The sequence below is a fragment of the Aestuariivirga sp. genome, from assembly GCF_047600585.1.
Lineage (GTDB): Bacteria > Pseudomonadota > Alphaproteobacteria > Rhizobiales > Aestuariivirgaceae > Aestuariivirga.
In genome coordinates, this window is record NZ_JASGKP010000001.1 from 844,697 (window position 1) to 863,561 (window position 18,865).

General features: G+C 63.4%; 16 protein-coding genes. 6 read left to right on the forward strand and 10 right to left on the reverse strand.

Features of this window, described 5'->3' with window-relative positions; translation table 11 throughout:
* Window positions 1–39 precede the first annotated feature (39 nt).
* The 4 genes from QM801_RS03905 to QM801_RS03920 all read left to right on the forward strand — a co-directional run bounded on the left by QM801_RS03905 (window position 40) and on the right by QM801_RS03920 (window position 4,235).
* Window positions 40–1,086: an amino acid ABC transporter substrate-binding protein gene (locus QM801_RS03905; protein ID WP_415017902.1), complete on the forward strand. Its 1,047-nt coding sequence runs from the start codon at window positions 40–42 to the stop codon at window positions 1,084–1,086.
* Window positions 1,087–1,160: 74 nt separating this feature from the next.
* Complete coding sequence (locus tag QM801_RS03910; RefSeq protein WP_415017903.1) at window positions 1,161–2,366, forward strand: amino acid ABC transporter permease; 1,206 nt, start codon at window positions 1,161–1,163, stop codon at window positions 2,364–2,366.
* A 1-nt stretch (window position 2,367) separates the two neighbouring features.
* Entirely contained in the window at window positions 2,368–3,486 is a 1,119-nt protein-coding gene (locus tag QM801_RS03915) for an amino acid ABC transporter permease (protein ID WP_415017904.1), read from the forward strand.
* A gap of 2 nt (window positions 3,487–3,488) precedes the next feature.
* Window positions 3,489–4,235, forward strand: a complete 747-nt coding sequence (locus tag QM801_RS03920) for an amino acid ABC transporter ATP-binding protein (protein ID WP_415017905.1) — start codon at window positions 3,489–3,491, stop codon at window positions 4,233–4,235.
* 13 nt (window positions 4,236–4,248) lie between these two features.
* Here QM801_RS03920 and QM801_RS03925 read toward each other — a convergent pair whose 3' ends face one another.
* From QM801_RS03925 to QM801_RS03970, 10 genes are all read right to left on the reverse strand, one after another.
* Window positions 4,249–5,541 carry a M16 family metallopeptidase gene (locus QM801_RS03925; protein ID WP_415017906.1) on the reverse strand — a complete coding sequence of 431 codons (1,293 nt, stop codon included), beginning with the start codon at window positions 5,539–5,541 and terminating at the stop codon, window positions 4,249–4,251.
* Complete coding sequence (locus QM801_RS03930; RefSeq protein WP_415017907.1) at window positions 5,538–6,797, reverse strand: M16 family metallopeptidase; 1,260 nt, start codon at window positions 6,795–6,797, stop codon at window positions 5,538–5,540. Before QM801_RS03930 ends, QM801_RS03925 begins: the two co-directional genes overlap by 4 nt.
* A gap of 144 nt (window positions 6,798–6,941) precedes the next feature.
* Window positions 6,942–8,606 carry an amidohydrolase gene (locus QM801_RS03935; protein WP_415017908.1) on the reverse strand — a complete coding sequence of 555 codons (1,665 nt, stop codon included), beginning with the start codon at window positions 8,604–8,606 and terminating at the stop codon, window positions 6,942–6,944.
* 275 nt (window positions 8,607–8,881) lie between these two features.
* Window positions 8,882–9,652, reverse strand: coding sequence for an ABC transporter ATP-binding protein (locus tag QM801_RS03940; protein ID WP_415017909.1), 771 nt, complete (start codon window positions 9,650–9,652; stop codon window positions 8,882–8,884).
* Window positions 9,653–9,654: 2 nt separating this feature from the next.
* The gene (locus QM801_RS03945; protein WP_415017910.1) at window positions 9,655–10,428 is read right to left on the reverse strand and encodes an MlaE family ABC transporter permease; all 774 of its coding nucleotides are present in this window, start codon (window positions 10,426–10,428) and stop codon (window positions 9,655–9,657) included.
* Complete coding sequence (gene alr, locus QM801_RS03950; protein WP_415017911.1) at window positions 10,425–11,570, reverse strand: alanine racemase; 1,146 nt, start codon at window positions 11,568–11,570, stop codon at window positions 10,425–10,427. Before alr ends, QM801_RS03945 begins: the two co-directional genes overlap by 4 nt.
* Before the next feature lie 76 nt (window positions 11,571–11,646).
* On the reverse strand, window positions 11,647–13,140 hold the full coding sequence (locus QM801_RS03955; protein WP_415017912.1) for a carboxypeptidase M32: 1,494 nt from the start codon (window positions 13,138–13,140) through the stop codon (window positions 11,647–11,649).
* Between the two features lie 42 nt (window positions 13,141–13,182).
* Window positions 13,183–14,151: a CorA family divalent cation transporter gene (locus QM801_RS03960; protein WP_415017913.1), complete on the reverse strand. Its 969-nt coding sequence runs from the start codon at window positions 14,149–14,151 to the stop codon at window positions 13,183–13,185.
* Window positions 14,152–14,332: 181 nt separating this feature from the next.
* Window positions 14,333–15,661, reverse strand: a complete 1,329-nt coding sequence (locus QM801_RS03965; protein ID WP_415017914.1) for an FGGY family carbohydrate kinase — start codon at window positions 15,659–15,661, stop codon at window positions 14,333–14,335.
* Window positions 15,662–15,665: 4 nt separating this feature from the next.
* Window positions 15,666–16,460, reverse strand: a complete 795-nt coding sequence (locus QM801_RS03970; RefSeq protein WP_415017915.1) for a class I fructose-bisphosphate aldolase — start codon at window positions 16,458–16,460, stop codon at window positions 15,666–15,668.
* A gap of 203 nt (window positions 16,461–16,663) precedes the next feature.
* Here QM801_RS03970 and QM801_RS03975 point away from each other — a divergent pair, with 203 nt between their 5' ends.
* Both QM801_RS03975 and QM801_RS03980 read left to right on the forward strand, forming a co-directional pair.
* On the forward strand, window positions 16,664–17,680 hold the full coding sequence (locus QM801_RS03975) for an ABC transporter ATP-binding protein (protein WP_415017916.1): 1,017 nt from the start codon (window positions 16,664–16,666) through the stop codon (window positions 17,678–17,680).
* 25 nt (window positions 17,681–17,705) lie between these two features.
* Window positions 17,706–18,857: an ABC transporter substrate-binding protein gene (locus tag QM801_RS03980; protein WP_415017917.1), complete on the forward strand. Its 1,152-nt coding sequence runs from the start codon at window positions 17,706–17,708 to the stop codon at window positions 18,855–18,857.
* The last annotated feature ends 8 nt before the right edge of the window (window positions 18,858–18,865 follow it).

The window sequence follows — 18,865 nt, forward strand, 5'->3', positions numbered from 1 at the left end:
ACATTCGCGGTTTCGCGATAACAGGGAGCACGCAAACAAATGAAAGCACTCAAGAAACTCGCACTCGCATCCGTCTTCGGTATCGCCGCTGCCGCCTCCGCCAGCGCTGCCACGCTGGATGACGTGAAGGCGAAGGGCGTCATCGACTGCGGCGTCAGCCAGGGCCTGATCGGCTTCTCGAACCCTGATTCGAACAACAACTGGTCCGGCCTCGATGTCGACTTCTGCAAGGCGGTTGCTGCCGCCGTGTTCGGCGATGCCACCAAGGTGAAGTATTCGCCGCTCAACGCCAAGGAACGCTTCACCGCGCTCCAGTCGGGCTCCATCGACGTCCTCTCGCGCAACTCCACCTGGACGATGAGCCGCGACACGACGCTCGGCCTCTCCTTCGTCGGCGTCACCTACTATGACGGCCAGGGCTTCCTCGTGCCGACCAAGCTCGGCGTGAAGTCGGCGCTTGAACTGAACGGCGCCTCGGTCTGCACCCAGACCGGCACCACGACCGAGCTGAACCTCGCCGACTACTTCAAGGCCAACAAGATGGAATACAAGGTCGTGGCCTTCGAAAAGAACGAGGAAGTTCTGAAGGCCTACCAGGAAGGCCGCTGCGACGTGTTCACCACCGACCAGTCGGGCCTCTATGCCGAACGCCTGAAGTTCACCAACCCGGCCGAACACGTGGTTCTTCCGGAGATCATTTCGAAGGAGCCGCTGGGCCCGGTCGTCCGCCAGGGCGACGCGCAATGGTTCAACATCGTGAAGTGGACCTACTACGCGCTGCTCAATGCTGAAGAGCTCGGCGTGACCTCGGCCAACGTCGACCAGATGAAGACCTCGGAGAACCCCGAGATCCAGCGTCTGCTCTCGGTCAAGGTGAAGAACCCCGACGGCACCGAAGCCGACAATGATTTCGGCAAGGGCATCGGCCTTGGTCCGGACTGGGCCTACAACATCATCAAGCAGGTCGGTAACTACGGCGAGGTCTTCGAACGTAACGTCGGCCAGTCGACCGACCTGAAGATCGCGCGCGGCAAGAACGCCCTGTGGAACCAGGGCGGCCTCCAGTACGCCCCGCCGATCCGCTAAGCGAGCACAGGGGCCTGCGTGAAAACGCGGGCCCCGTTTCTGTTTGACCGCAACCTGCGGCTGACTGCTCAACCATGACGGCTCAAACGCCAGACAATCGGACTGTTGCATCGACGGCCCCGGGCCCGCGCGAAAGCTGGATCTATGATCCCAAGCTGCGCGGCTACCTGAGCCAGATCATCGTGGTCGGCCTCCTGCTGTGGGGCCTTTACGAAATCGTCGTCAACACCCAGGCCAACCTCAAGAAGCTGAACCAGAGCTTCGGCTTCGATTTCCTCTCGCAAGCCTCGGGCTTCGATCTCTCGACGGCGCTCGTCTACTTCTCATCCAATTCCACCTATGGCCGCGCCCTCTGGGTGGGCTTCCTCAACACCGTGCTTGTCGCGGTGATCGGCATTTTCCTCACCACCATCCTGGGCTTCGTGCTGGGCGTGATGCGCCTCTCGAAGAACTGGGTCGTGTCGCGCTTTGCCACGCTCTACATCGAGATCGTCCGCAACATTCCTCTCTTGCTGCAGATATTCATCTGGTACGCGCTGGTGCTCAAGCCGCTGCCCGGGCCCAAGCAGGCGCTGAACATCGCCAACAGCATCTTCATCAGCAACCGCGGCATCATCATGCCGCATCCTTCCTTCGGCGACAGCACGTGGATCGCCATCCTGATGCTCGTCGCGGCCCTGATCGGTACTTGGATTTATCGCCGCTGGGCGAGGAACGAGCAGGAGAAGACCGGGCAGGCGCGGCCCGTGTGGCTCGTCTCCATTCCCATCATCATCGTCGCGCCCGTCGTCGGGCTTCTCATCGCCGGCTGGCCGCTCACCTGGGATTATCCGGAACTGGCGGGCTTCAACTTCAAGGGCGGCATGACGCTGGTGCCGGAATTCATCGCGCTCCTTCTGGCGCTGGTGATCTACACCGCCGCCTTCATCGCCGAGAACGTCCGCTCCGGCATTCTGGCCGTCAGCCACGGCCAGACCGAAGCGGCCCATGCGCTCGGCCTCGACAACGCCAAGACGCTGCGCCTCGTCGTCATTCCGCAGGCGCTCCGTGTCATCATTCCGCCGATGGCGAGTCAGTACCTGAACCTCACCAAGAACTCCTCGCTGGCCGTTGCCGTGGGCTATCCCGACCTCATGTATGCGGGCGGCACGGTGAACAACCAGTCGGGCAAGGCGATCGAGGTCTTCTCGATCCTGCTCATCGTCTATCTCGCCACCAGTCTCCTGACCTCGCTGTTCATGAACTGGTTCAACTCCCGCATGAAGCTGGTGGAGCGGTGAGATGACAGCTTATGTCCGCACCGAAGAGGCTCCGCGTCTTCCTGCTCCCGCCAACATCGTGGGCTGGCGGGCGGCAGTGCGCGAGCGCCTGTTCCCCACGCCGCTGAGCGGTGTTGCCTCTGTCATCATCGCCGCCATTTTGCTTTGGGTGATCTGGACCATCCTGGACTGGGCCCTGATCCGCGCCGTGTATGTCGCGCCGGACCGCGAACTCTGCAACGTCGAAGGGGCAGGGGCCTGCTGGCCCGTCATCAAGGACAAGGCCCTGCAATGGGTCTATGGCTTCTATCCGGCCGACCAGCGCTGGCGCGTGAACCTCGTCTACCTGATGGGTGCGCTGTCACTCGCAGGACTTCTCATTCCCCGCGTGCCCTTCAAGGGCGCGAACGCGCTGTTCTTCTTCGTCATCTATCCGATCGTCACCTTCATCCTGCTCCTGGGCGGAGTCTTCGGCCTCACCTATGTCGAGACCTCGCAGTGGGGCGGGCTTCTCGTCACGCTGGTGCTGGCCGTGACGGCGATCGTCACCTCGGTGCCGCTCGGCATGTTGCTTGCGCTGGGGCGGCGCTCGGAAATGCCTGTCGTGAGCCTGCTCTCCACCATCTTCATCGAAGTGGTGCGCGGCGTGCCGCTGGTGCTGGTGCTGTTCATGGCGGCCAACATGTTCCCGCTCTTCATGCCGCCCGGCGTGAACCCGGACAAGCTGCTGAAGGCCGTGGTCGGCATGTCGCTCTTTGCCTCGGCCTACATGGCGGAGACGATCCGCGGCGGCCTGCAGGCGATCCCCAAGGGCCAATACGAGGCCTCGCGCGCGCTCGGTCTTCCCTACTGGAAAATGATGGGCCTCATCGTCATGCCTCAGGCCTTGAAGATCGTCATCCCTGGCATCGTCAACAACTTCATCGGCCTCTTCAAGGACACGAGCCTTGTCACCGTTGTCGGCATCTTCGATCTGCTCGGCATCGTGCAATCGGGATTCAACGATCCGAAGTGGGCCAGCGCCCAGACGGGCAACACCGGTTACTTCGCGCTTGCCCTCATCTACTGGGTCTTCTGCTTCGGCATGTCGCGCTATTCCATGTACATCGAGCGCAAGCTCAACACAGGTCACAAGAGGTAGTCATGGCGGGGAATGCAGGGCTTGCGGTGGAAATGCGGGCGGTCAACAAGTGGTATGGCCAGTTCCACGTGCTGCGCGACATCAATCTTCAGGTCAGCCGCGGCGAACGCATTGTCATCTGCGGGCCGTCGGGCTCCGGCAAGTCCACGATGATCCGCTGCATCAACCGGCTGGAAGAGCACCAGAAGGGCGACATCATCGTTGACGGCATTCCGCTCACCAACAACCTCAAGAACATCGATGACGTGCGCCGCGAAGTGGGCATGGTGTTCCAGCACTTCAACCTCTTCCCCCACCTCACCGTGATGGAGAACTGCACGCTTGCCCCCATCTGGGTGCGCAAGATGCCGAAGGCGGAGGCCGAGGCCATCGCCATGAAGTTCCTCACACGCGTGAAGATTCCGGAGCAGGCGCAGAAGTATCCGGGCCAGCTCTCGGGCGGCCAGCAGCAGCGCGTGGCCATTGCCCGCTCGCTCTGCATGAACCCGAAGATCATGCTGTTCGACGAGCCCACCTCGGCGCTCGATCCCGAGATGATCAAGGAAGTGCTGGAAGTGATGGTCGACCTCGCCCAGGGCGGCATGACCATGCTCTGCGTGACCCATGAAATGGCCTTCGCCCGCCAGGTGGCGAACCGCGTCATCTTCATGGACCAGGGGCAGATCGTGGAAGAGAACGAGCCCAAGGAGTTCTTCAGCAACCCCAAGAGCCCGCGCACCAAGCTTTTCCTCGAGCAGATCCTGCACTGAGAGGAAGGCGTCCCTATTTCGAGGGCCGCCCCACCATCACGATGATCTGGTTTTCCGGCTTCAGCAGCTTGGCCGCGACCTTCTTCACGTCTTCAACCGTGATCGCATTGATGTAGTCGGTGCGGGTCTGGATGACATTCGTGTCGTTCCAGCCGATGAGTTCCGCCGTGATCGACGCCGTGTTCGTGAAGCGCAAGGGATAGTTGCCGAGTTCGTAGTTCTTGATGCGCTTCAGCTCGTCGGCCGTTGGGCCATCCTTTGCCATGCGGGCCAGTTCGGCTTGCAGGAGCTGCAAGGCCTGCTCCGCCGTGTCGTTTGCCGTCGACATGTTGCCGAGCTGGTAGCAACTCTTGTCCGCACTGGTGTCGGACATGCTGATGCCGTAGGTGAGGCCTGCCTTGATGCGGATGTAGTCATTAAGCCGGCTGAAAAACGGTCCCCCCATCAGGTCGCCCAGCAGGAAGCTGGCCCATGCTTCACGGGAGTCGCCGCAGACGCTCGGATTGCCGAAATAGATGACCGATTGCGGGCCCTCGTAGTCGATCCTCTGAACGGCAGGCGCCTGGGCAAGCACCACGTTCGCTACGGGGAAGGGTGGGGTAAATGCGGGAAGGTCTGCAAACACTTTGTCCAGTTCCCGCCCAAGCTGCGCCGGCGTGATGTCACCGGCCACGACGATCTTGAGTGTACGCCTGTTCACGCTCTGCCTGTGAAAAGCGCGGAGATCGTCGATCGTCATGGACTCCGTGCTTGCAACGCTTCCGTTCGGGGAATTGCCGTAGGAATGACCGGCGTAGGCCCGGGCGAACCATGCGCGGTAGGCGATGCTGTTCTGGTCCAGCAGTTCCTGGCGCCGCGATTGAAGCGCCTGCGCCTTGACGCGGTCAAAGGCGTCCGCGTCGAAGCGGGGCTTTGAAATCGCCTTCTTCAGAAGCGCGAATACCTCATCGCAATTCTTGCTGAGACAGCCGAGGTTGCCGCCGAGCGTGTCGAGATCAACCCAGAATGAAATGCCGGCGGCAAGCCGCGTCAAGCGCGACTTGAACGCCGCAGAGGGAAGGTCATCTGCGCCTTCTCCCATCATGGTTGTGGCCAATCCCCCTGCACCTTCCTTTCCCGGAGGATCGTAGGAGGAACCTCCCGCGAAGCTGAACGACATGGAAATGACCGGGACCTGATGGGATTCCACCAGCCATGCCTTGATGCCGCGCGGGCTGGTGATTTCCTGAATGTCGAAGGCCTGTGCCCGGCAGGCCAATCCGAGGCAGATGAAAACGATGCCGGCGAGAAGCGAGAGCGTTTTCATGTCTTCGGCCTCAGGACGATGGTGACGTTGTGGCGCGTCTTGAAGATCCGTGCGGCGGCAGCCTTCACGTCGTCGCGGGTGACCTGTGCAAAGGCCTTGTCCTGCAGGAAGATGTCCTCGCGTTTTTCTCCGGTGAGAAGTGACGTGCCGATGGCGAGAGCAGAGTTCAGCGGCGTGTCCTGGTCATAGATGTAACTCGCAAGCATGGCGTTCTTCGCCCACGACAATTCATCTGCCGTCACACCGTTCTTCACAACGTCCTGCAAAATCCCGTCGACGGCTTTTTCCAACTGGCCGACGTCGCCCCCCGCTGATGCGGTGGCATAAATCCGGAAGGTTCCGTAGGTGATGGTGCGGCCGGAGTAGCTTGCCCCGGCGGCAGATGCGGTCCGGGCATCGTTGACCAGTTGCTTGTCGAAGCGGCTGTCGCTGCTGCCGCTCAGGATGTAGGCGAGGACGGCGTTGGCGGCGACTTCCCGCCTGTTGAGATCAGACCGCGCCGGCACAAGATAGTCGCGAATGAAGGACGAGTCGCTGATGCGGCCGTCGGCCATTTCCAGGCGTTCAGGCGCGGTCCGCACAGGCTCTGCCGGACGTTTGCGGACCGGAACTGCGCCGGGGTTTTGCAGTGGCCCGTAGAAGCGCTCCGCCAGTTCGCGGACATTCCCTGGATTTGCATCGCCCACCACGAAAACAACGGCGTTACCCGGCATGTAGTGGCTGCGATAGTAGGACAGGACATCCTGAAGCGTCAGCTTCTGGACTTCCTCCGGGTGGCCCAGTGTCGGAATGCCGTAGGGATGGGTTTTGAAAAGTGCGGCCTGCAGCACTTCATTCGCCTCGGCATAGGGGTTGCTTTCAGTCGTCTGGCGGTGCTCCTCCAGCACGACCTTTCGTTCACTCTCGAAGACCTCCGGGGACAATTGCAGATTCTGCATCCGGTCCGCATCCAGTTCCATCGCGAGGCCGAGCAGGCTGGAACTCAGCCGCTCGTAGTAGACGGTGATATCGGTCGTGGTGAAGGCGTTGTTCTCTGCACCGTTCTCACCCATGATGCGGTCGAAACTTCCATCCGGGTACTTTGCGGTGCCCTTGAATAGAAGGTGCTCGAGGAAGTGGGCGACACCGCTCTTGCCGGGCTCATCGTCGGCGCTGCCCACCTTGTAGGCGATGGCATGGAAGATCACGGGGGTCCGGTGATCCTCGACGAGGATGACCTTCAACCCGTTCTTCAGGGTGAATTCGGTGAGCGGCAAATCGAGTGCCCGCGCAGGACCAGTAATGAATAGAGAAGCCGCGAAGAAGAGAAGAAGAAATCGCGTCAGAATCGCCGGGTGTTTCATCCCGCAAGGCTAGAGTCTTGTGGGAGACCGAAGCAACACTTACTTTTCTCTATGATTTCACAACGATTCAAACACCACACGCCCGTCGCACACCGTCATCACCGGCTTGACCTTGGCGATCTCGCTGGCGGGTGTCTTCTCCATGTCGGCATTGAGCACGGCGACGTCGGCAAGGTAGCCTTCCTTCAGCATGCCCTTGCGGTCTTCCATGAATTCCATGTGGGCACCTGCCAGCGTGAAGCCGTGGATCGTGTCCATCAGGCTCTGCACCTGGTCCGGGCATTCGGGCGAGACGCGCTCCACCGTCATCGCCGCCTGCATGCCGAGGAACGGATCGAGCGGCGCCACCGGCCAGTCCGACGAGAAGGCGACGGCAGCACCCGTGTCGCGGATCGTCTGCCAGGCGTAGGACCACGGCAGCTTGTCGCCCAGCCGGCTCAGCACCGGTTCGCGCGGGTTGCCGGGCACGCCCAGCCCTGCGATGGGCTGCAGCGAGGCGACCACGCCCAGTTCGGCGAGGCGGTGAATGTCGGCGGGGTGGATCAGTTCTATGTGCTCGATGCGGTGGCGGCTGTCGCGCACGCCGTTCTTCTTGCGGGCGTTTTCATAGGCATCGAGCGTGGTGCGCACGCCGCCGTCGCCGATGGCATGGGTGGCGATCTGCAGGCCATGGGAGTCGGCCCGCTGCACCAGCACCAGCATCTCCTCGTGGGTGTAGAGCGGTGCGCCCTTGTTGCCGGGATAGCCCGGATAGTCGTCCAGCATCTGGGCCGTAAGGGTTTCGAGCACGCCGTCCATGAAGATCTTCACCCGGCCTGAATGCAGCATGTCGCCCTGGTACTTCGCCCGGAACTCCACGGCTTCATCAACCTGTTCCAACCTGAAGAAATTCTTGTGGTGGAAGGGCACTTCCATGCGGCTGTTCAGTTCGCCGCGCTTCTGGAGGGCATCCAGCAGTTCGAGCTGGTACCAGTTGCCGTCCATGTTGTGCATGGAGGTGATACCGAGCGAATTGGCGTGCGCGATGCCGCGCTTGAGGAACTCTTCGTCCACCTTGCGCTGGGCAGCGGTCGCAGGCGGTTCGGGATTACCGCCGGTTGTGAAGCCGAGGTAGTCACGCCCACCGGTCGGCATCAGGTTGAGCACCGGCATGAAGGCGGCGGGTTCGCGCAGTTCGCCGGTGGCAAGGCCGTCAGAACCCATCACGATCTCGTTGCCGACGGGAAGGTTGCGGCCCTTGAGGATGCCCGCAGCCTCGAGGGCCTTGGTGTTGGCCCACACGGTGTGGTGGTCGAAGCAGCCGACGAGGAAGGGAACATCGCTCACCATGGAGTCGAGCAGGTGGCGGGTGATCGGCGTTTCGCGCCCGAACTGCTCGTGGGTGGCTGCAATCGCCATCACCACGGCGCCCTTGGGGAGCGACTTGCGGTGCTGAGAAACAAGTTCGCGAACGCGGGCTACGTCATTGATCGCGTTGATGTTCAGGAGATCGAGTTCCACCGAGCCGATGAACAGGTGGACGTGGCTTTCGATGATCCCGGGGATCACCGCGTTGCCCCTGTTGTCGTGGACGCGTGTCTTCGCGCCCTTGAGCGCCATCACGTCATCCTTCCTGCCGACGCGGGTGATACGGTTGCCGCTGATGGCGATGGCCTCGGCGAAGGGGTTCGCCTTGTCCATGGTGATGACGCGGGCATTGGTGATGATGAGATCGGCTGACATGGCAATTCCCTTTTTCACAAAGTCTGCCGCCTTGACCTGTCTGCCGCAAGGGCGCAGCATGGTGCCAGTGTCAACAAAACGAAAGGAGGTGATCCGATGTCGAGTGAGTTCACTGTGAAGGGAACCTTGGTGCGGATTGCTGGTCCTTGGGGGCACTCCCTCTAGGCCAGATCCAGGCATGCAGGTTCAGATCGTACGGCCTGCGTTCCTTGCCACAGAATTGACCACGGAAGGGCCGCCAGAAATGGTGGCCCTTTTCGCATCTCTATTCGCTTTTAAGCTTTCAGCACGTCCATCTGGATCGGGCCTTCGGCGCGACCGTGGATGAACTGGTCCACGTAAGCATTGCCCGAGACGTTCACCTTGTTCGCCTCGCCGTGCCAGATGATCTGGCCCTTGTGGATCATGGCGATGTCGTCGGCGATCTTGCGGGCGGACGCCATGTCGTGGGTGATGGAAATGGTGGTGGCGCCGAGGCGCTTCACGCAGTCCACGATCAGGTTGTTGATGACGTCGGCCATGATCGGGTCGAGGCCGGTCGTGGGTTCGTCGAAGAAGATGATTTCGGGGTCGGCCGCGATGGCGCGGGCGAGGCCGACGCGCTTCTGCATGCCGCCAGACAATTCCGCCGGTTGCAGCGCTGCCACATCGGCGGACAATCCCACCTGCGAGAGCTTCTCGATGGCGATGTCGCGGGCCTTGCCGCGGGCCATGCCGCGCCCCTGAATGAGTCCGAAGGCAACGTTCTCCCAAACGCTCAGCGAGTCGAAGAGGGCAGCCCCCTGGAACAGCATGCCGAAGCGGGAGAGGAAGGCGTCGCGCTCCTTGCCCCGGAGGCCGATGCAGCTTTCACCACCCACGGTGATCTCGCCCGCGTCCGGCCGTATGATGCCGAGGATGCATTTCAGCATCACCGACTTGCCGGTGCCCGAGCCGCCGATCACCACCAGCGAGCGGCCCTTTTTCACGGAAACAGAGAGGCCGCGCAGCACCTGCTTGGGGCCGAAGCTTTTCTGCACGTTGTTGAGGACGATATGGCCTTCCATGATCAATCCCCGAAGAGCAGCGAGGTGAGCAGGAAGTTGGCGGCGAGGATGAGGATCGCCGAGGAGACCACCGCATTGGTGGTGGCGCGGCCCACGCCCTGTGCGCCGCCCTTGGAATTGAAGCCGTGGTAGCAGCCCATGAGCGCGATGATGAAGCCGAAGACGGCGGCCTTGATCAGGCCCGAGGTCACGTCGCTGGCGTGGAGGAAGTCGGCGGTGTTTTTGAGATAGGCATATTCGTTGAAGCCGAGCGAGCGGGTGCCGACGATGTAGCCGCCGAAGATACCGATGGTATCGCCGATGCCGACGAGGAGGGGGAGCGAGATCACCGCCGCGAGCAGGCGGGGGCCGACGAGATACTTCTGCGGATTGGTGGAGAGCGTCACTAACGCGTCGATCTGTTCGGTCACACGCATGGTGCCGAGTTCGGCGGCAATCGACGCGCCGACGCGTCCCGAGACCATGAGGCCCGCCAGCACCGGCCCCAGTTCACGGGTGATGCCGAGGGCGACGATGGAGGCGACCAGGCTTTCGGCATTGAACCGCGAGGAGCCGAGATAGATCTGCAGCGCCAGCGCGCCGCCGGTGAAGAAGGCGGTGAGCGCCACCACGGGAAGCGAGGTGTAGCCGATGCGGAAGAACTGGAGCGCGATCTGGCGGATGTAGTAGCGGGGCGTGAGCCCCTGCAGCAGGGCGTCCCGGCCGAAGAGGGCAATGCGCCCGGTCTCGGCCAGTGTGCCCAGCACCATCCGTCCTATGCCTGCAAGTGGATTCATGTGTTCCCGAGATTCGCCGTCCCTGAATAGAGTCTGGCATAGCGGCTTCCCAGCCTTGTGAGCAACTCATAGGAAATGGTGCCGGCCCAGCCTGCCACCTCGTCGATGGAGAGCCGGGGCCCGAGGATTTCGGCCCGGGTGCCGCGCGCCACTTTCGCGGCAGGGAGGGCCGTCACGTCGATCGCCATCATGTCCATGGAGACGCGGCCCACGATGGGGCAGCGCTTGCCCGCCACCAGCACCTGGGCGGGGCCATCCTTCTGCTTCGAGGAGAGGTGGCGCGGCACGCCATCCTTGTAGCCCGCGCCGAGGATGGCGATGCGGCTGTCGCGCGGGGCCTTCCATGTGGCGCTGTAGCCCACCGTCTCGCCCTTCTTCACGTCGCGCACCTGCAGCACCGTGCCTTCAAGCGTGGCGACCGCCTTCATCGGGTTCTTCTTCCCCGGCGTGGGGTTGCCGCCATAGAGCGCGATGCCGGGCCGGCAGAGGTCGTTGGTGAAGTCTTTGCCTAAGAAAATTCCCGAGGAATTTGCGAGGCTTGCAGGCACGCCCGGAAGTTTTTTGCGAAGCGCTGCGAAGCGTTTGGACTGCACCGTGTTCAGCGGATGCTTGGGATCATCGGCGCAGGCGAGGTGGCTCATCAGCAGGGTGATGTCGAGGCCCGCGCGCAGGAAATCATCGGCGAGAAGCGTGTCGAAATCGGCAAGGGTGAGGCCGAGGCGGTTGATGCCGGTGTCGACATGGATGGCGCAGGGCAGGGCCCGGCCATAACGGCGGCCGAAGGCGGCCCACTCGCGCACCTCGTCGAGCGAGATCAGCGCCGGACAGAGGCCGTGCAGTGCATAGTATTCGGCCTGGCCGGGAAAGAGCCCGTCGAGCACATAGATCGTGGCCGCGGGGAGCAGGCGGCGCAGGTCTTCCCCTTCAACCGGGCGGGCCACGAAGAAGTGGCGGCAGCCCGCCTCCCACAGGGCCTTGGAGATGGGTTCCACGCCCAACCCGTAGGCGTTGCCCTTCACCGCCGCACCGCAGGCGGCCTTTCCGGCCTTCTTCGAGAGGGCGCGGTAATTGGCCTGCAGGGCACCGAGGTCGATGGAGAGCACGGCGCCGGCAAGACCGGTGGGAATGGCATTGGTCATCATGGCGGGCCGCCCTTACGGCAGGGCTGGACCTGTTGCAACCGCTGATCTGGCCGCATCCCCGGAGGGAAAGCTTCCCTCAGCCGTAGCGCTGCTGCACGTGGGCGATGAAGTGCCGGGCCGAGAGCGGCTCGCCCGTCGCGGCCACGATAAGGTCCGGCGTTGTCAGCGTCGAGGCCTTTGACCAGATGTTGGTCCGCCGCCAGTCGTTCAACACCGTCACGTCGCCCTTTTTCAGGGCTTCGTCTGCGTGCGGATGGAGTTTGTGGATGGTGGCGGCCTGCTGAGCCGCGAGCAGGGCGCCCAGCGTGTAGCTCGGGAAATAGCCGAAGGCGCCCGACGGCCAATGCACGTCCTGCATCGGACCGTCCTTCATGTTGTCCTTGGTGGAGAGACCGAGGTAGGCCGTCATCTTGGCGTCCCACGCCTCGGGAATGTCCCGCGCCTCCATGCGGCCGGCGATCAGGTCCTGCTCCAGTTCGTAACGCAGGATCACGTGCATGGGGTAGGTGACCTCATCGGCATCGACGCGGATGAAGCCCGGCTTCACCCGGTGCACATGCTGCATCATGTCGGCGAGGCTCCAGCCGGTGAGCGTCTCGGCGCCGAGCTTTTCCTTCACCACGGGCAGCGCCCAGTGCCAGAAGGCGGGATTGCGGCCGATCTGCTTCTCCACGAACAGGCTCTGGCTTTCATGTACAGCCATGCCGCGCGCCTGGCCCACGCTCCAGTGCGACCATGCCTTGGGCAGGCCCTGTTCATAGAGCCCGTGGCCTGTCTCGTGCAGCACGCCCATCAGCGCGAAGAGGAAATCGCTTTCGTCGTAGCGCGTGGTCATGCGCACGTCGGTTGGCACGCCGCCGCAGAAGGGGTGATGCGAAACATCGAGGCGGCCATGATAGAAGTCGAAGCCAACCGCTTTCATCATCACTTCGCCGAGGGCCTTCTGGCGGTCGATGGCGAAGCGCGCCGTGAAGGCCTTCGGCGGATGCTTCGCATGGCGGGCTGCCTGCGCATCCAGCGCCTTCGGAATGAAGCCCTTGAGGAAGGTTTTCAGTTCATCGAAGACCGGCGTGATCTGTGAGACGCGGCTGCCGGGATCGAACTGCTCGATCAGCGCATCATAGGGCGCGAGCTTGAGCACATCGGCGCGCATCGCCGCCTCCTCGCGGGCAAAGGCAATCACGTTGCTGAGTGCGGGCAGGAAACCTGCCCAGTCGCCCGTGGGGCGCAACTGCCTCCAGAGCTGTTCCGAGCGGATGCGGGCTTCCGTCTGCTTGCCGACGAAGGCGGAGGAGAGACAGGTCAGGTTGATGTAGCTCCGCGTCTGTTCGCGGATGGCGATGCGTTGCTCGGGCATCAGGTCTTCCGCCGCGGCGGCAGCCAGCCAGTCGCCCACCTGCGGGGCGGAGGCCATCTCGTGATAGATCGTGGCGAGGCCCGCCATGGCCTCGGCGCGCTTCTCGCCGCCGCCCTCCGGCATCATCACGGCTTCGTCCACGCCGAGCATGGACTGGGCGTGGGAGAGGACTTCGAGTTTCTTCAGGTGCTGGTCGAGCTTTGCGTATGACATGGCACCCTGATAGCGGCGGCGCGGGCAAAACGGAAGCCGCAGCTATTTCCGGTTCAGCCACCAGAGCAGAAGCCAGACCAAGGCTGAGGAGGCCGCCGCTATCATCATGATGATCAGGAAGCCGTGCTCGCCTTTGGCGAAGGGCAGCCATTCCACATTCATGCCGAAGATGCCTGCGACAAGGCTCGGCGGCAGGAAGGCGGAGGTGAGGGCCGACAGGATGTAGAGTTGCCGGTTGGTTTCGGCGGCAAGCTTGGCGTCCACTTCGTCGTGGAAGAAGCGTGCCCGGGTTTCGAGCGACTCGTAGTCCTGGTCGAGATGGGCAAGCCGCGCCGCCGCATCGGCAATGCCAGGAGGCAGCGCGTGCACCGTCCGCATGCCGGTGAGCAGGGCGCGGCGGACGGCGCGCATGTGGCGGTGGAGCAGGGCGGCCTCGCGCCGCAGCAGCATCAGGCGGCGGCGCTCGTCCTTCTGTTCGTCGCTCAGGATGTCGTCCTCGATGCTTTCCAGTTCGTCGGTGAGTCGGTGCAGAATGGTGTCGAGGGTGTCCGGGAAATGCTCCACCAGAAGATCGAAGAAGGCGGCGGGCGAGGCGGGCTTCAGCCCGCGTGTGAGTTCGCGGCGCAGGCTTTCCGCCACCTGCACGGCGCGCACGCGGCCGGTGACCAGCCAACGCTCGGACAGGATGAAACGGCACCAGGTCGTCTCGGTGGAGTCCGCCGTGAAGTCGCGGCGGAAGGTGGTCAGCTGCCCCACCACGTGTTCCTGCTGCTGCAGGATAAAGGGGCGCAGGCTCTCGTCGGTGAAATCGTAGATGATGCTGCGGGGAAGGCCGAGCTTGTCTGCCAGCCACTTGCCGCAGCGCTGGTCGGTGAGGTTGAGATGGAGCCAGAGCCAGGTGCCGGGCGGCAGGGGCATATCGATGTCGGCATCGCCCAGCACCGTATGTTCTCCTGTCTCGGAAAAGAGATAGGCGCAGACCAGTCCCGGTATGGCGGTGGGCACGAACATCGGCGGATCGCCCCGCCATATGAAGACTGCGTGACAGTCGGGTGACGGTGGGCTGGGTGCCCCTCACCCCCGCGTTGCGGACCCTCTCCCCGGTGGGGAGAGGGCGAAGGTTGTTCGCCATCTCCCGCTTGGCGGGAGAAGGTGCCCGAAGGGCGGATGAGGGTGGAAGGTGAGGTCCCCCTCACCAGCCCGCGTAGATCTCCATCCAGTCCTTCCGGGGGTCGATCACTTCGGAGGTGCGGGACTGCATGGCGTAGGGCATCTTGCCCGTGGCCCCTTCCATCGCGAACAGCGCTGCTCCGAGCGCGGTGAGTTCCGGTTCATGCACGGCGATGATCGGCTCGCCGAAGATGCTGGCGCGGAGTTCCATCAGCGCACGCGAGCGGGCCCAGCCGCCGGTTGCATACATCGGACCGTCGGCAATGCCGACCCGTTTCATGGCGCGGAAGAAGTCGCGCGCCTCCACCGTCACGGCTTCGATGACACGGCGGTGATGATCCGGCCCGGTGTCGGCCAGCGCCGCTGCAATCGTCGGCGCGGTTTTGGCCGGCGCTCCCGGCAGGTGCGGGGCGGAGAGATACTGCTTCACGTTGTCGTCAGACCCGAAGGCCTGGCGCATGGGCACGCTGAACTCGATGGGGCCGATCACCGAAATGCCGGGGCCGCCGCGCACCGGAAGCGAGAGATCGATACCAGCCGTTGCCGCACCCGCCGATGGCGTGGTGGTTTCGGCGAAGAGCGCATTCGCCGTGCCGATGGAATCGATACGGGCAAGAGGCTCGATCCGCATGATGGCATTGGAGGCGATGGGGTGATCATGCCCCGCCACCACGATGAGCGTGTTGGCATCGCATGCACCCGCCTCGCGCAAGGGGCCCGGCACAACGGTGCCCACGATTTCGCCCGCCACCAGACCTTCCGGCAGCGGCGGCGCCTCGGCGCGCTGGAGCAGCGAAGGGATCCACTGCCGCTTGAACACGTCATAGACACCGGTGCGGGGAATGAGCGTGGTGCAGATGAACTTGCGCCTCGCCCACCACACCGCCGGGAAATCCGTGAGCGTCACCCACGGATCGTTACCAGAAATGGACTCCGGCCGGTGCTTGCGCAGCCACAGCCATTTCGCCGCCGCCGTGGAGAAAGCAAAGTTGATCCACGGGTGAGCGCGGCCTTCGTCGCTCGCCATCAGGAACGCGGCCTCCGCCTTGTCGCGGTGGTCGAACCACGGAATGGCAAGCCCGCGCGGCCGGCACTCGGCGTCGAGGCAGAAGCCGTCCTCGCCGATCCCCGTCGTTGCGATGGCCGCGATGGGCTTGCCCTTGCCCACGGCGCGCCAGCCCTCGATGATCAGCTCTTCGAGGGCTGCAATCAGTTCGAGCCCTTCGGTGACCACGCCATAACCGTCATGGCGGCGGGGCGAGGGCACCGACTTCACCCACAGGTCTTCGCCCGCCTCATCGATGAAGAGGGCCTTGATGTTGGTCGATCCGACATCAACACCGACGAACATGGGTTCACCAGCGGCGCTTGAACTGCGTGCGCGTCGCCTTGGCGATTTCGGCGATGAGCCACTGGGTTTCCTCGACCGGGCGCTGCCAGACCTTGCGGCCGACGACGACCCCCTGCGCGCCTGCAGCAATCGAGTCGGTGATGTCCTTCAGCGTCGACTTGGCATCGCCCGACAACGGACCGCCTGCGACGACAATCGGGATGTCGAGCTCGGCGCAGAGCTTCGCCGTGGCATCGGGGCCGGGGAAGGTGATCTTGATGATGTCGGCGCCGAGGTCGTAAGCCACGCGCGCCACCTCCATTTCGGCCGTGATGATCTCCGGCGTGCGCGGGGCGGCAAGGAAGACGGGCTCCACCATCACCGGAATGTCCCAGCGGGCGGCGGCGGAGACGACCGTACCGATGCGATTGCAGTAAAGGATCTTCTCGGCGTCGGTGACGTTCCACGGCAGCAGCATCTTCACACAGTCGACGCCGAGGCGCACCGCATCCTCCACCGAGGCGACGAGCGTGCCCGTGCCGGTGTCGGGAGCGGAGGTGGGCCAGAAGGCATCGATGGCGAGGATGCGGGCCATAGCCGGGTTCTGCGCCATCTCCACTTCGGTCGCCTTCACGATTCCCGTCGAGACCATGAAGCCGGTCACGTCCTCCTTGAGGAAGCGCTTCATCACCTGGGCCGGCGCTTCAAGGGCAGGCACGCGGCCCCACACAAGGCCATGGTCGATCGGCACGACAAGGGCGGCGCGGTCGGGGCGGAACACCCGGTTCATGCGATAGGAGGTGGAGAGACGGCTGGCCACTGAATGGATCCTCGGTTGTTGTTCTGTGGCTGTGGACCCTATTTAGTCCGCGCCTCCCTGACCACCGCAAAAATTGCAGATGGGCTGCGAAAATCAAGGGTTTATTCGCGCAACGGCTTGAGCGGTTTTAGCGTAATTGACAGCCCGCGCCATTGCCTGCAACGTTCGGCGCTTCAGCCAACAGCACGTGGACACCCTGTGTCTTGAAGCAAGTCGTCATTGAATTCCGCAACGTCAGCAAGCGCTTCGGCGACATTGCAGCAGTGATCGACAACAATCTCGCGGTGGAGCAGGGCGAATTCCTCTCGATCCTCGGTCCCTCCGGCTGCGGCAAGACCACAAGCCTCAGGATGATGGCGGGCTTCGAGCAGCCGACGTCGGGTGAAGTCTTCATCCGCGGCGAGAAGGTGACGGGCGTTCCGGCCTATCACCGGCCGGTCAACATGGTGTTCCAGCACTATGCGCTGTTTCCGCATCTCTCGATTGCCGACAATGTGTCCTATGGCCTGCGCCAGCGGACGCCCAAGCCATCCTCCGGAGAGATCGCGAAAGCCGTGGACGAGGCGCTCGCCATGGTGCGCCTCGAAGGCTTCGGCAAGCGCCGCACCTATGAACTTTCGGGCGGCCAGCAGCAGCGCGTGGCGCTGGCCCGCGCCCTGATCAACCGCCCCGCCGTGCTGCTCCTCGACGAGCCGCTCGCCGCGCTCGACCGCAAGCTCCGCCGCGAGATGCAGGTTGAACTGCAGAACCTGCAGCGCACCGTGGGCATCACCTTCCTGCTCGTCACCCACGACCAGGAAGAAGCGCTCTCCATGTCGGACCGCGTCTGCGTCATGCGCGAGGGCAGGGTGGTGCAGACGGGTTCGCCGCGTGATCTTTATGATGCGCCGGTCAACCGATACGTCGCGGACTTCGTGGGCAAGAGCAACTTCTTCCCGGCCGCCTCGGGCAACGTCACCAGCGTACGCCCGGAACTGATCGAGATCGCCGCCACCCGCAAGGACCTGCCGCAGGGCCTTGCCGCGGCGGCGGACGGCAAGGTTCTCAACCGCATCTTCCTCGGCGAACAGACCGAATACCGCATCGCCTCGGAGGGCCTCGGCGAATTCACCGTCGTCGCCCCCCGCAAGGCGGAACATCTCTCGGGCACCTTCAACATCGGCGACAGCATTTCGGCAGGCTGGCGCGCGGAACATGCCCGACTGCTGCCGGACAACTGAACAAGATCAAACAGGAGGAAATGCCATGTCGAAAGTCCCCGGACACATCAGTGCAGAAGAATTCCTGGCGCAGCTGCGCCGCTACCAGAAGGGCAGCATCAGCCGCCGCCAGTTCCTGGGCGTGACGGGCCTCGGCCTTGCCACCGCAGTGCTGAGCAGCGCCGTGCCCGGCCTTCGCCCGCGCAAGGCCTATGCCGGCCTCTCCGGCACGGTGAACTTCACCACCTGGCCCAGCTACTTCGCGCAGGAGAACCTCGACAACTTCACCAAGAACACCGGCGTCAAGATCAATGTCTCGATCTTCGGCTCGAACGAGGAAATGCTGGCGAAGCTGCAGGCGGGTTCCACCGGCTGGGACGTGTTCGTTCCCACCAACTACGCCATCTCCACCTACAAGGACCTCGGCCTCATCGAGGAACTCGATCTCTCGCGGCTGCCCAACTATGACGCCGCATCGCAGGAGAAGCGCTTTACAGAGCAGGGCGTGATCGATGGCAAGACCTATGCCGTACCGAAGGACTGGGGCACCACCGGCTTCGTCTACAACAGCAAGGCCACGGCCGAGAAGCCGACGAGCTGGAAGGAGTTCTTCGATCTCACCCAGGGCCCGTGGTCGGGCCGCGTGATGGTGCATGACTACCAGCTCACCACCATCGGCAATGCCCTCAAGTATCACGGCTTCTCCTTCAACTCGAACGACGAGAAGGAACTGGCCGAGGCCGAGAAGCTGCTCATCGCCAGCAAGCCGCATCTCTTCGGCATCAACTCCGACTACAAGCCCTCGCTGATCGCGGGCGATGCCTGGGCCTCGGTGTGCTGGACGGGCGACGCCACCCAGCTGCAGCGCGACATGCCGGAGATGACCTACATCCTCGCCAAGGAGGGCGGCGAAATCTGGAGCGACTTCTATGCCATCCCGAAGGGCGGCCAGAACATCGACGCGGCCTATGCGCTGATGGACTTCCTGCTGACGCCCGAGATCAACGCCAAGGAAGTGCAGGCCCACGGCTATCCCTCGACCGATGCCCGCACCAACAAGCTCGTGCCGAAGGCGATGCTGGACAATCCGGTGCTCTACCCGGCAGCGGAACTGCTGGCGCCGCTCGAGTTCGGTGCGGCGGCAACGCTCACCAACCCGCTCCGGGCGGAGATCATGGCGCGCTTCAAGGCCGCCTGATCGTCCGG

Bases quoted from the DNA above. Each gene is read 5' to 3' on its own strand.
- QM801_RS03905 (WP_415017902.1), top strand. From the start codon at position 40: ATGAAAGCACTCAAGAAACTCGCACTCGCATCCGTCTTCGGTATCGCC.
- QM801_RS03910 (WP_415017903.1), top strand. From the start codon at position 1,161: ATGACGGCTCAAACGCCAGACAATCGGACTGTTGCATCGACGGCCCCG.
- QM801_RS03915 (WP_415017904.1), top strand. From the start codon at position 2,368: ATGACAGCTTATGTCCGCACCGAAGAGGCTCCGCGTCTTCCTGCTCCC.
- QM801_RS03920 (WP_415017905.1), top strand. From the start codon at position 3,489: ATGGCGGGGAATGCAGGGCTTGCGGTGGAAATGCGGGCGGTCAACAAG.
- QM801_RS03925 (WP_415017906.1), bottom strand. From the start codon at position 5,541: ATGAAAACGCTCTCGCTTCTCGCCGGCATCGTTTTCATCTGCCTCGGA.
- QM801_RS03935 (WP_415017908.1), bottom strand. From the start codon at position 8,606: ATGTCAGCCGATCTCATCATCACCAATGCCCGCGTCATCACCATGGAC.
- QM801_RS03940 (WP_415017909.1), bottom strand. From the start codon at position 9,652: ATGGAAGGCCATATCGTCCTCAACAACGTGCAGAAAAGCTTCGGCCCC.
- QM801_RS03945 (WP_415017910.1), bottom strand. From the start codon at position 10,428: ATGAATCCACTTGCAGGCATAGGACGGATGGTGCTGGGCACACTGGCC.
- alr (WP_415017911.1), bottom strand. From the start codon at position 11,570: ATGATGACCAATGCCATTCCCACCGGTCTTGCCGGCGCCGTGCTCTCC.
- QM801_RS03955 (WP_415017912.1), bottom strand. From the start codon at position 13,140: ATGTCATACGCAAAGCTCGACCAGCACCTGAAGAAACTCGAAGTCCTC.
- QM801_RS03960 (WP_415017913.1), bottom strand. From the start codon at position 14,151: ATGTTCGTGCCCACCGCCATACCGGGACTGGTCTGCGCCTATCTCTTT.
- QM801_RS03965 (WP_415017914.1), bottom strand. From the start codon at position 15,661: ATGTTCGTCGGTGTTGATGTCGGATCGACCAACATCAAGGCCCTCTTC.
- QM801_RS03980 (WP_415017917.1), top strand. From the start codon at position 17,706: ATGTCGAAAGTCCCCGGACACATCAGTGCAGAAGAATTCCTGGCGCAG.